At 64.2% G+C, this 12173-nt stretch carries 10 protein-coding genes; 8 read left to right on the top strand and 2 right to left on the bottom strand.

The genetic code is table 11. The features are described 5' to 3' along the window. Positions 1-26 precede the first annotated feature (26 nt). The 6 genes from QD356_RS09405 (at position 27) to QD356_RS09380 (ending at position 6223) form a co-directional block, all read left to right on the top strand. On the top strand, positions 27-1193 hold the full coding sequence (locus QD356_RS09405) for an acyl-CoA dehydrogenase family protein (RefSeq protein WP_192837570.1): 1167 nt from the start codon (positions 27-29) through the stop codon (positions 1191-1193). 53 nt (positions 1194-1246) lie between these two features. Beyond that, positions 1247-2065, top strand: coding sequence for an enoyl-CoA hydratase (locus QD356_RS09400; RefSeq protein ID WP_192837571.1), 819 nt, complete (start codon positions 1247-1249; stop codon positions 2063-2065). Further along, positions 2062-3246, top strand: coding sequence for an enoyl-CoA hydratase/isomerase family protein (locus tag QD356_RS09395; RefSeq protein ID WP_192837572.1), 1185 nt, complete (start codon positions 2062-2064; stop codon positions 3244-3246). The genes QD356_RS09400 and QD356_RS09395 overlap by 4 nt, the downstream gene beginning before the upstream one ends. 85 nt (positions 3247-3331) lie before the next feature. Further along, a complete protein-coding gene (gene mmsB / locus QD356_RS09390) occupies positions 3332-4246 on the top strand; it encodes a 3-hydroxyisobutyrate dehydrogenase (protein WP_192837573.1) in 915 nt (304 codons plus the stop codon). A gap of 63 nt (positions 4247-4309) precedes the next feature. Beyond that, complete coding sequence (locus QD356_RS09385; RefSeq protein ID WP_192837574.1) at positions 4310-4723, top strand: rhodanese-like domain-containing protein; 414 nt, start codon at positions 4310-4312, stop codon at positions 4721-4723. Between the two features lie 120 nt (positions 4724-4843). Continuing rightward, positions 4844-6223 carry an MATE family efflux transporter gene (locus tag QD356_RS09380; RefSeq protein WP_192837575.1) on the top strand — a complete coding sequence of 460 codons (1380 nt, stop codon included), beginning with the start codon at positions 4844-4846 and terminating at the stop codon, positions 6221-6223. A gap of 183 nt (positions 6224-6406) precedes the next feature. On the opposite strand, the gene QD356_RS09375 is transcribed toward QD356_RS09380, so the two are convergent. Both QD356_RS09375 and QD356_RS09370 read right to left on the bottom strand, forming a co-directional pair. After that, complete coding sequence (locus QD356_RS09375; RefSeq protein ID WP_043331318.1) at positions 6407-6694, bottom strand: pyrimidine/purine nucleoside phosphorylase; 288 nt, start codon at positions 6692-6694, stop codon at positions 6407-6409. Positions 6695-6796: 102 nt separating this feature from the next. Further along, the gene (locus QD356_RS09370; RefSeq protein ID WP_043331317.1) at positions 6797-7630 is read right to left on the bottom strand and encodes a pyruvate, water dikinase regulatory protein; all 834 of its coding nucleotides are present in this window, start codon (positions 7628-7630) and stop codon (positions 6797-6799) included. A gap of 395 nt (positions 7631-8025) precedes the next feature. Here QD356_RS09370 and ppsA point away from each other — a divergent pair, with 395 nt between their 5' ends. Together ppsA and QD356_RS09360 are read left to right on the top strand one after the other, a co-directional pair. Beyond that, a complete protein-coding gene (ppsA, locus tag QD356_RS09365) occupies positions 8026-10413 on the top strand; it encodes a phosphoenolpyruvate synthase (protein ID WP_043331316.1) in 2388 nt (795 codons plus the stop codon). A gap of 383 nt (positions 10414-10796) precedes the next feature. After that, positions 10797-12089 (top strand): dicarboxylate/amino acid:cation symporter, encoded by a 1293-nt coding sequence (locus QD356_RS09360; RefSeq protein WP_279877612.1) that lies wholly within the window; start codon positions 10797-10799, stop codon positions 12087-12089. The last annotated feature ends 84 nt before the right edge of the window (positions 12090-12173 follow it).

The raw sequence follows: 12173 nt of genomic DNA, 5'->3' as shown, positions 1-12173 counted from the left end.
GAACAAGGACAACAGGAGGCAGCTGCATGAACTTTTCGCTGACCGATGACCAGCGTGCCCTCCAGGAGGGGGCGCGTGCCTTCGCGGATGCCGAGCTTGCCCCGCATGCCGCCGAGTGGGACGCCACGGCCCACTTCCCCATCGAGACACTTCGCAAGGCGGGCGAGGCCGGCTTCATGGGGCTTTACGTCCCCGAGGAGCACGGCGGCCTTGGCCTGCCACGTCTCGACAGCTCCATCATTCTCGAGCAGCTGGCGACCGGCTGCATCTCGACCACCGCCTACATCACCATCCACAACATGGTGGGCTGGATGATCGCCAGTTTCGCCACGGACAGCTGCCGCGAGCAGTGGGTGCCGGCGATGGTGGCGGGCGACAAGCTTGGCTCCTACTGCCTGACCGAGCCGGGCAGCGGCAGTGATGCCGCCAGCCTGCGCACCCGCGCCGAGCGCGAGGGCGATGACTACTACCTGAGTGGCTCCAAGATGTTCATCTCCGGTGCCGGCGCCACGGACGTGCTGGTGGTGATGGCACGCACCGGCGAGCCGGACAGTGGCGCGGGGGGTATCTCGGCCTTCGTGGTGCCGGCTGACGCCGAGGGCATCAGCTACGGCAAGAAGGAAGACAAGATGGGTTGGAACAGCCAGCCGACCCGACTGGTGAGCTTCGATCGCGTGCGGGTTGCGGCGGCCAATCGTCTGGGCGAGGAGGGCGAGGGCTTCCGCTTCGCGATGAAGGCGCTGGATGGCGGACGCATCAACATCGCCACCTGTTCACTGGGCGCGGCCCAGAAGGCGCTGGAGCTGTCGCGGGATTATCTCGGCGAGCGCAAGCAGTTCGGGCGTGAGCTGGCCCAGTTCCAGGCCCTGCAGTTCAAGCTGGCCGACATGGCCACCGAACTGACCGCGGCGCGCACCCTGGTGCGGCTGGCGGCCTTCAAGCTCGATGAAGGCGACGCCGAGGCCAGCGCCCACTGTGCGATGGCCAAGCGCTTCGCCACCGACATGGGCTTCGAGGTCTGCAATCAGGCACTCCAGCTGCATGGCGGCTACGGTTATATCCGCGAGTACCCGTTGGAGCGGCTGGTGCGTGACACCCGTGTGCACCAGATTCTGGAAGGCACCAACGAGATCATGCGTCTGATCATCGCGCGCCGTCTTCTGACGCCGGGCATGATCGAGTCGCTGGCGTAACGCCGCCTCCACTTCAATTCGTCATTGGTTACCATCTTTCAGGGAGTTACATGATGTCATCCAGTCAAGGGCCATGCCTCGTTCTCGAGAAGGATCGTCATATCGCCCGGGTCACCATCAACAACCCGCCGGCCAACACCTGGACGGAAGCGTCCTTGATCGAGCTGGAGCAGCTGCTCGACGAGCTGGAGGGCGATGGCAGCATAAGTGCCGTGGTGATCACCGGTGAGGGCGACAAGTTCTTCTCCGCCGGCGCCGATCTCAAGACCTTCGCCGATGGCGACAAGGGCGTCGCCGCCACCATGGCGCGTCGCTTCGGGCTGGCCTTCGAACGGCTGGCCAACTTCCCGGGCGTGACGATCGCCGCCGTCAACGGCTACGCGATGGGCGGCGGGCTCGAGTGCGCGCTGGCCTGTGACATGCGTATCGTCGAACGGCAGGCCAGGCTGGCGCTGCCGGAGGCCAAGGTGGGGCTGTTGCCGTGTGCGGGCGGTACCCAGCACCTGCCGTGGCTGGTCGGCGAAGGCTGGGCCAAGCGCATGATCCTGTGTGGTGAACAGGTGGATGCCGAGACCGCCGGTCGCATCGGGCTGGCGGAAGAGGTGGTCGAGACCGGCCAGAGCTTCGAGCGCGCGCTGGCGATCGCCGAGAGCGTCGCCAACCAGAGCCCGAGCGCGGTGGCACGCTGCAAGGCATTGATCATGTCGTCGCGCCATCGCGGCATGAGCGATGGCCTGCGCATGGAGCGCGAGCTGTTCGTCGAGCTGTTCGATGACCCCAACCAGAAGGAAGGCGTGAGTGCCTTCCTCGAGAAGCGCGCCCCGCAATGGGTCTCGCGTCAGGAAGAGGTGAAGGGAGGAGGGCGCTCATGAGCCAGATAGAAGGTGTCACCGCCAAGGCCGCGACCGATGTCGAGGCGCCCGTGGTGTTCGAGACGCGGCGCGCCCGCGACGGCAAGCAGTTGGGAATCATGCGCCTGAACGCGCCGCGTTCGCTGAATGCGCTGTCGCTGGCCATGATCGAGCGCATCGAGGCACAGCTGGATGCCTGGGAGCTGGACAGCAGCATCGCCATGGTGTGGCTGGAAGGCGCCGGCGAGCGTGCGCTGTGTGCCGGTGGCGATATCGTGGCGCTCTATCAGGCGATGACCACGGCGCCTGCCAGCGAAGGCGCAGACCCCCTCGAGGCGCTGGATGATTTCTTCGCCACCCGCTACTTCACCGCCGAATACCGGCTCGATCACCGCCTGCATACCTTCCCCAAGCCGCTGCTGGTGTGGGGTGGCGGCATCGTGATGGGCGGCGGCATGGGGCTGTTCGCCGGCGGCTGTGAGCGCGTGGTCACCGAGAGTTCGCGACTGGCGATGCCGGAAGTCAGCATCGGCCTGTATCCGGATGTCGGTGCCAGCTGGCTGCTCAATCGCCTGCCGCGTGGCATCGGAGAATATCTCGGCGCGACCGGTGCGCAGCTGAATGCCCGCGATGCGCTGGATCTGGGGCTTGCGACACGCCTGATTCCCGATGAACAGCGCGAGGCGCTCAAGCAGGCGCTGTGCGAGGGTGAATTCGGCCGTCACCCGTCGCGTCATCTGAGCCAGGTGCTGAGCGAGTTCGAGCGCCGTGAACTGGCGCCGCCGGGGCAGGTGCTGCCGCTCTTCGATCATCTTCAGCAGCTGGTCGCCGGGCGCGAAGTGCTGAAGGCCTGCCAGCGGATCATCGATGATCCCCAGGCGCGCAGTGACTGCAATGCGTGGCTGAACGCCAACCGCGAGCGCCTGCTGGCCGGCTGCCCCAGTTCACCGCATCTGGTATTTCGCATGCTGGGGCGCCATCGCCACTCCTCGCTGGCGGAGGCGTTCCGCGACGAGCTGACCCTGTCGGTGCGCTGCTGCATGGGCACCGAGCTTGCCGAAGGGGTGCGCGCCCTGCTGATCGACAAGGACAAGCAGCCGCAATGGGCCTATGCCTCGATCGCCCAGGTCTCCGAGGAATACATCGATGGCTTCTTCGCACCGCTGTGGGAAGAGGATGAGCATCCGCTGATGGACCTCTGAGCGCGCTTTTCAGCACCGGTGGCAGGCGCGGCCATGCCGCCGGACGCCAATGACAACAAGAATCTGTTCACAAGGAAGCATTGCCATGACATCCATCGGTTTCATCGGACTCGGCAACATGGGCGGTCCCATGGCGCTCAATCTGGTCAAGGCTGGCCATGCGGTAAGGGTCTTCGATCTGGTCGAGTCGGCCATGAACGAACTGGTCGAGGCGGGCGCCACCCGCGCGGCATCTCCCGGAGAGGTCATCGAGGGTGTCGAGGTGTTGATCAGTATGCTGCCGGCCGGTCAGCACGTGCGAAAGCTCTATCTGGGCGACAAGGAAGACGGCGCGGGTGGCCTCCTGGCCACGCTCGACTCCTCGGTGCTGGTGATCGACGCCTCGACCATCGCGCCAGATGATGCCCGTCTGGTCGCGCGCCACGCCGCCGAGCGTGGCATCACCTTCATGGATGCCCCGGTGTCCGGCGGGGTCGGTGGCGCGCGTGCCGGCACGCTGAGCTTCATCGTCGGCGGCGAGGCCGACGGCTATGCGCGTGCCGTGCCGCTGCTGGAAGTGATGGGCAAGAATCTGTTTCATGCCGGCCCGGCCGGCAGCGGTCAGGTCGCCAAGATCTGCAACAACATGCTGCTGGGCATCCTGATGAGCGGCACCGCCGAGGCGCTGGCGCTGGGGGTCAAGAACGGGCTGGACCCGGCCGTGCTCTCGGAGGTGATGAAGCAGTCATCCGGCGGCAACTGGGCGCTCAACGTCTACAATCCCTGGCCCGGCGTTATGGAAGCCGCGCCGGCCTCCAATGACTATCAGGGCGGTTTCCTGGTCGATCTGATGACCAAGGATCTTGGCCTTGCCTGGGAGATGGCGCTGGGCTCGAAATCGGCGGTGCCAATGGGCTCCCAGGCGCGTAATCTTTTCGTCCAGCATGCCGCCCAGGGCGCAGGACGCCTCGATTTCTCGAGCATCCAGCGCTTCTATCGCTGTGGCGAGGCGGATGCGTGAGCTGTCACGCCGCCAGCCGCTGACATGCACCCCGAGGACAACATCATCTGCAAGGAGCACCCCATGATTCGACCGGTCAGTGAGCTGGTGGCCGCCGCCGAGACGGAGATCGAGACCCTGTCGCCCCGCGAGCTGCGCGAGGCGCTGGAAGAAGCCCGCGCCGGCGGCACGCCGCTGACGCTGGTGGACATCCGCGATGTGCGAGAGCTGGAGCGGGAAGGGCGCATCCCCGGCGCCATCCACGCGCCGCGCGGCATGCTGGAGTTCTGGGTCGACCCGGCCTCGCCCTATCACCGTGCCGACTTCGCGCGCGAGGGGCGCTATGTGCTGTTCTGTGCCGGCGGGCTGCGCTCGGCACTGGCCACCAAGTCGCTCAAGGACATGGGTTTCGGGACGGTGGCCCATCTGGGTGGCGGCTTCGCGGCCTGGCGTGAGGCGGGGGGAGAGGTCGTCTCGCCCTTCATGCAGGGCAACTGACGCAGCGCTGGGATCCTCGGCGCGATCCGGCGTTGCCCCTCACCTGACACGCTGATGCTTTACACTGTTCGGCCCCGCTGGCGCCTCGCCGGTCGGGGTCGTTTTCTGTCCGGAGCCTGTATGTCTGACCCTGATACCCCTGCCACCCCCAAACGTGCCTCGTCTCGGCGTGGCACGCGCGATCTGGTGCGTGACCCGATCGCCTCGACGCTGGCGCGCATGACGGGGCCGGTGATCGGCGGCATCGTCACCATGATGCTGTTCAACCTGGTGGATGCCTGGTTCATCGCCCAGCTGGGCACGCCGGAGCTGGCGGCGGTGACCATGACCTTCCCGGTCACCTTCGGCGTGATCAGCATCGCCATCGGTCTGTCCATCGGCACCACCGCGGTGGTGGGGCGCCGGCTGGGGCGAGGTGAGCTCGAGACCGTCAAGGCGCGCACCACGGATTCCAGTCTGCTGGGGCTGCTGCTGGGGCTGGTGATGCTGGTGCTGGGGCTTGCCAGCATCGAGCCGCTGTTCGGGCTGCTGGGGGCCGATGACACCCTGATGCCGCATATCCGCGATTACATGCAGGTGTGGTATTTCGGCGCACCCTTCGTGTTGCTGCCGCGTGTGCTGGGCAGCGTGCTGCGCGCCGAGGGCAATACGCTGGTGCCCTCGCTGGTGATGGCGGCGGCGGGGGTGCTCAATGCGCTGCTCGACCCGCTGCTGATCTTCGGCATCGGTGGCTGGCAGGGCATGGGCGTGGCGGGCGCGGCGCTGGCCACGGTGCTGTCATGGCTGGCGATGACGCTGGGCTTGCTGGCATTGCCACTGCTGCGCGCGCGGCTCGATTTCCGTCACCTGAGCGTGACGCGGCTGGTGACGTCATGGCGCGAGGTCGGGGCGATCGGCCTGCCTGCCGCGCTGACCAGCGTGATGACGCCGATTGCCACCGCGCTGGTCACGCGTATCGTCAGTCAGCATGGTCACGCGGCGGTGGCGGCCTACGGCATCGGCTCACGCATCGAGTCGCTGGCGCTGATTCTGGTGCTGGCGCTGTCCATGACGCTGTCGCCCTTCATCAGCCAGAACGATGGTGCCGGGCAGCACAAGCGTGTGTGGCGCGCCATCCACGGCGTGCTGGCCTTCATTCTCGTCTGGCAGCTGGTGGTCTGGTTGGGGCTCGGGCTTGGCGGTGAGTGGATCGCGGCGCGCTTCGCCGAGAGTCAGGAGGTCGCGGGGCTGGTCAGCACCTATCTGTGGCTGATACCCGCCGCCCTCGGGGCCCAGGGCGTGATCATTCTCGCCAATTCCAGCCTCAATGCGCTGCACAAGCCGCGCCGCGCGATGGTGCTCTCGCTGGTGCGCCTATTCGCCTTGCTGGTGCCGCTGGCCTGGCTGGGCGGCGCCCTGTATGGCGTGATCGGCATCTTCGCCGGGGTAGCGACAAGTTACCTGTTGATGGGCGGCATCAGTTATCTGGCGCTGCGTTCGGTCCTCAGGCAGCGCGTCTGAGCCTGGTAGCGAGAGGACAGTCGTCGTGACGAAAAAAGCCGCCGTGGCCCGAGAGGGTACGGCGGCTTTTTCATGTCTGGCTTTCAGCGCCTTGGGCGGCTGTCTTCCAGTGCCCCAGGCGTCTTTTTCCCGTTGCCCCAGGCGGCTGTTTTCCAGTGCCTTAGGCGGCTGTTGCCCAGTGCCTTAGGCGTCTTCGTACTTGCACAGATAGGCGGATTCGACCGTGGTGCGTACCTCGAAGCTCTGGTTGGCTTCGACGATGAAGCTTTCACCGGCGGCGAGCTGATACCACTCTTCCGCGCCCGGCAGCAGTACCTGCATGTCGCCGCTGATCAGGGTCATGTATTCGCGTTGGCTGGTGGCGAACACGAATTCGCCGATGGCCATCACGCCGACCGTGGCAGGAAGGTCTGCGCTCTGGAAGGCGATGGAGGCCACCTGGCCGTCGAAGTAGTGGTTGGTGTTGAACATGGGAGGATTTCCTGGGTGAGCAGCGCTGTTGTTGTGGTCGATGTGTCTAGACGTGGTCGACGTGTGTTGTTGTGTTCGACTTGTGATGATCTGGCGTCGGGGTCAGCGCGGTGAGAAGCGGCGCGCCAGGCCGGTCTCGGCGATCATGCGCGTCGAGATCTCTTCGATCGAGAAGCGCGTGGTATCGATGTAGGGCACCTTGGAGCGGCGGAAGAGTGCCTCGGTCTGCTCGACTTCCTGCAGGCACTGATCGATCGAGCAGTAGCGGCTGTTGGGGCGACGCTCGGTACGGATGGCGGCCAGACGGCGCGGGTCGATGGTCAGCCCGAACAGCTTGTGACGATATTGCGCCAGTGAGGCGGGCATCTTGAGGGTGCCGGACTCGTCCAGGTCATCCTCGGTCAGCGGGTAGTTGGCCGCGCGGATACCGAACTGCAGCGCCAGATACAGCGAGGTCGGGGTCTTGCCGCAGCGTGAGACGCCGATGAGGATGACGTCGGCCTTGTCGTATTGATGCGTGCGCGCGCCATCATCGTTGTCGAGGGCGAAATGCACCGAATCGATGCGATTCATGTAGACGTCGTCCTGCCCGATGGAGTGGGTCTTGCCGACGCTGTAGGACGAGTGGGTGTCCAGTTCCTCTTCCAGTGGCTTGAGGAAGGTCGAGAAGATGTCGACCTTGAAGCCGGAGGATTCGGAGATGATGTCGCGGATGTTCTGGTCGACGATGGTGTCGATGATGATCGGGCGCTCGCCGTCATTGGCATGCGCGCTCTCGATGGCCTTGACCAGTGCCGTCGCCTTTTCGGCCGAATCGATGTAGGGCTTGGTCACCATGCGGATGTCGGTGTTCTCGAACTGGGCGAGCAGACTGCGCCCCAGGGTCTCGGCGGTGATGCCGGTGCCATCGGAAATGAAGAAGGCGGTTCGGGTCATGGAGGAAGCTCGTGAAGAACGAATCGAAGACACCAGCCCGCTCAGGCTGTTGCCCCGTGAAGACCCCAAGTGTCGGTGTTCACTGTCGAGCTTGCAATATCCGGCACAGGGCCAGTGGCGCGATATGAGAAATCCCGTGTTCCCGTTCTCTAAAAAAGCGCCTCATGACTACATTCCTGTAGCGGCCGTTCCTGGCTTGTCGACATGTTCGCCGACGATGGCGACATAACGTCTGAAACAGGCTCAGGGTTGTAGTCCTCCTCCACTGACTAGCCGGTTAGACCAATGGCTAATACTAGAGAGAGCTTGTTAGGGTGGCGTCATTGCTGAACGGAAGGCGGTTCATCGTCCTCCATCGGTCATTCGTTTCCATCCATTGGTACCAGGGGGTTCCCTTGTCACAGCAAGCCACATCCGAATACGTCGTCGATTTCGATCAGCTCGGCATGAACGATGTTGATCGCGTTGGCGGCAAGAACGCCTCGCTCGGTGAGATGATCTCCAATCTGGCCGATGCCGGTGTCACCGTGCCCGGCGGCTTTGCGACTACCTCCTATGCCTATCGCGAATTTCTGGCCCACGAAGGCCTCGACAAGCGTATCAATGCCGCCCTCGATGCCCTCGATGTGGACGACGTGGTCGAACTGGCGCGCGTCGGTGCCGAGATTCGTCAGTGGATCATCGACACGCCGCTGCCGCCGGCCTTCGAGGCCGAGATGGAACGTGCCTATGCCGAGCTTCAGGCCAGGCACCCGAATTTGAAGGTCGCCGTGCGCTCCTCCGCCACCGCGGAAGATCTGCCGGATGCCTCCTTCGCCGGTCAGCAGGAAACCTTCCTCAACATCGAAGGCTTCGACAACATCAAGCGTGCGGTTCACGAGGTGTTCGCGTCACTGTTCAACGACCGCGCCATCTCCTACCGCGTGCACAAGGGCTTCGATCACTCACTGGTCGCGCTGTCTGCCGGCGTACAGAAGATGGTGCGCTCCGAGACGGCCGCTTCCGGCGTGATGTTCACCCTGGACACCGAATCCGGCTACCGCGACGCCGTCTTCGTCACCGGCTCCTGGGGCCTGGGCGAGACCGTGGTGCAGGGCGCGGTCAATCCTGACGAGTTCTACGTCCACAAGACCACGCTGGCCGCCGGCCGCCCGGCGGTACTGCGCCGCAACCTGGGCTCCAAGCTGATCAAGATGGTCTACACCGACGACACCAGTGCGGGTCGCTCCGTCGAGACCGTCGACGTGCCGGTGCCGGACCGCCACCGTTTCTGCATCAGCGATGCCGATGTCGAGGCCCTGGCGCGCCAGGCCATGATCATCGAGAAGCACTACCAGCGTCCGATGGACATCGAGTGGGCGCGTGATGGCGACGACGGCAAGCTCTACATCGTCCAGGCGCGTCCGGAAACGGTCGTCAGCCAGGAAGAGGGCGGCAACCTCGAGCGCTTCCAGTTGCGCGAGAAGGGCCGCACTCTGGTCACCGGACGTGCCATCGGCCAGCGTATCGGCCAGGGCGCGGTGCGCGTGATCGACAACCCGGAGCAGATGGACAAGGTGCAGGTCGGCGACGTGCTGGTCACCGACATGACCGATCCGGACTGGGAGCCGGTCATGAAGCGCGCCTCCGCCATCGTCACCAACCGTGGCGGTCGTACCTGCCACGCGGCGATCATCGCGCGTGAGCTGGGCATTCCGGCCGTGGTCGGCTGTGGCGACGCGACCTCGGTGCTCGCCGAAGGCCGCGAAGTGACGGTCTCCTGCGCCGAAGGCGATACCGGTCACGTCTATGACGGTATCCTCAACTTCGATCGCACCGTCACCAGCGTCAACGAGATGCCGGAGATTCCGTTCAAGATCATGATGAACGTCGGCAACCCGGACCGCGCCTTCAGCTTCTCGCGTCTGCCGAATGCCGGTGTGGGCCTGGCGCGCCTCGAGTTCATCATCAACCGCATGATCGGCGTGCACCCCAAGGCGCTGCTCGACTACGCCACCCTGCCCATCGATCTGCAGCAGACCATCGATGCGCGCACCGCCGGCTACGCAAGCCCGGTCGACTTCTACGTCGACAAGCTGGTCGAGGGTATCTCCACCCTGGCGGCCGCCTTCCATCCGCAGAAGGTCATCGTGCGCATGTCGGACTTCAAGTCCAACGAGTACGAGAACCTGATCGGCGGCAAGATGTACGAGCCGGGCGAAGAGAACCCGATGCTGGGCTTCCGTGGCGCCTCGCGCTACGTGTCCGATACCTTCCGCGACTGCTTCGATCTGGAATGCCGTGCCCTCAAGCGCGTGCGTGACGAGATGGGGCTGACCAACGTCGAGATCATGGTGCCCTTCGTGCGTACCACCGGCGAGGCGGAGCAGGTCATCAAGCTGCTGGGCGAGAATGGTCTGGTGCGTGGCGAGAACGGCCTGCGCGTCATCATGATGTGCGAGCTACCGACCAACGCGCTGCTGGCGGATCAGTTCCTCGAGCACTTCGATGGCTTCTCCATCGGGTCCAACGACCTGACCCAGCTGACCCTGGGGCTGGATCGCGACTCCGGCATCGTCGCTCACCTCTTCGATGAGCGTAATCCGGCGGTCAAGCAGCTGATGTCGATGGCGATCCGTGCCTGCAAGGCGCAGGGCAAGTACGTCGGCATCTGTGGTCAGGGCCCGTCGGACCATCCGGAGCTGGCCAAGTGGCTGATGGAAGAGGGCATCGACAGCGTCTCCCTCAACCCGGATTCCGTGCTGGAAACCTGGTTCATGCTGGCGGACAAGGAGCTGGTGTAACCCAGGCTTCCCAGGATGGTGACCTGACGCGCTGAGGCGCAGACGGTCGTTGTCACCCAGGGCGCCCATCGCACTTAACGTGCGGTGGGCGCTTTTCGTTTCGTGCCTGAAACCTGAATGATTGGTCAGCTCGGGCATTGGACCAATGGGGGAGAAAGCAGCACAAAGACGCCAGTTAGTAACAAATGGCAACAAAATGATCTCGATTGCGCGACTAAATGATTATCTTTCTACCTTATGTAAAAAAGGCAGTCATTTATAATCCCAGCCACCCCGCTGACCACAATATCCATGGTGGCAATGACGGCAGGCCTCACCGGTAGCCAGCACTGCGGTGGCACGCAACAACCGACCTTTCAGACACAATCCAAGGTAGTCGTAACGTGAAACAGTCTTTATGGAAAAACATCGGCGTCCAGGTAGTCATCGCCATGATCCTGGGTGCAGGTGTCGGGGCGTACATGGGCGAAGACGCCTCGATGTTCGCGCCACTGGGTGAGCTGTTCATTCACCTGATCAAGATGCTGGTCGTGCCGCTGATCGCGGTCTCCATCGTGTCGGGAGCCGCCAATCTGGGCGACAGCCCTTCTGCCGGCAAGATCGGTATCTCCACCTTCGCCTTCTTCATGCTGACCTCTGCCGTGGCCGTGATGCTGGCGCTGGTGATGGGGCATGTCTTCCAGCCGGGCAGCGGAGTGGACCTGGAAAGCGCCAAGGGCATGTTCTCCAATGCCTATGCTGACAAGGGCAGCGTGCCGGGCGTGATGGACACCATTCTGGGCATGGTGCCGACCAATATCTTCGGTGCACTCACCGATGCCAATATCCTGCAGATTCTAGTGTTCTGCCTGTTCCTCGGCATTGGCCTGTCCAAGACCGGCGAGCGTGGCAAGCCGCTGATCGAAGGCCTCAATACCGTCATCGAAGCCTTCGTGTGGATGATCAACGTGGTGATGCTGATCGCGCCGATCGGCGTCTTCGGCCTGATGGCGGACGCCGTCGGCACCTTCGGCTTCGATGTACTGACGCTGGTGATGAAGCTGTTCCTCGTCTACATGGGCGCCATCCTCATCTACGGCTTCGTGTTCTACCCGCTGGTGGTCAAGTTCGGCTCTGACGTGCCGCTGGGCCGCTTCATGTCCGCGATGAAGAAGCCGCAGGCCGTCGCGCTGTCCACGGCGTCCTCCATGGCGACCCTGCCGGTCAACATGGAAGTCTGCGAGAAGGAGCTGGGCCTCAAGAACGCCACCTCTGCCTTCGTGCTGCCGCTGGGCGCGACCATCAACATGAGCGGCAATGCCATCTATTACGGGCTGGTGGCGATGTTCTTCGCCCAGGTCTTCAATGTCGACCTCGGCTTCTCCGCCTACGCCGCCATCGTGTTCACCGCGACTCTGGGTGCCATCGGTCAGGCCGGTGTGCCGGGGCCGTCGTTCCTGGTGGTCGCCGTGCTGCTGGCGGCCGGTATCCCCATCGAAGGCCTGCCGCTGCTGTTCGCGCTGGATCGTATCTTCGACATGACGCGCACCGCGCTCAACATCACCGGTGACGCTGCCTGCGCCGCCGTGGTGGACCGCTACGCGCGTGCCGATGATGCGGCTGCGGCCTCTCAGGCCAGTGGTCAGGCCGGTGCTAAGGCCGGCTCACAGACCGCTGAGCCCGCCAGCACTCGCTGAGTCCGCGACTTTGAACGCGAAACGCCCCCGCAACCTGCCTGGTTGCGGGGGCGTTTTCATTGCGGCGTGCACCGCGGCGCGAGA

Source organism: Cobetia sp. 2AS, from assembly GCF_029846355.1.
Lineage (GTDB): Bacteria > Pseudomonadota > Gammaproteobacteria > Pseudomonadales > Halomonadaceae > Cobetia > Cobetia amphilecti.
The sequence above is the reverse complement of the archived record's forward strand: the minus strand, read 5'-3'. Positions and strand labels throughout refer to the sequence as shown.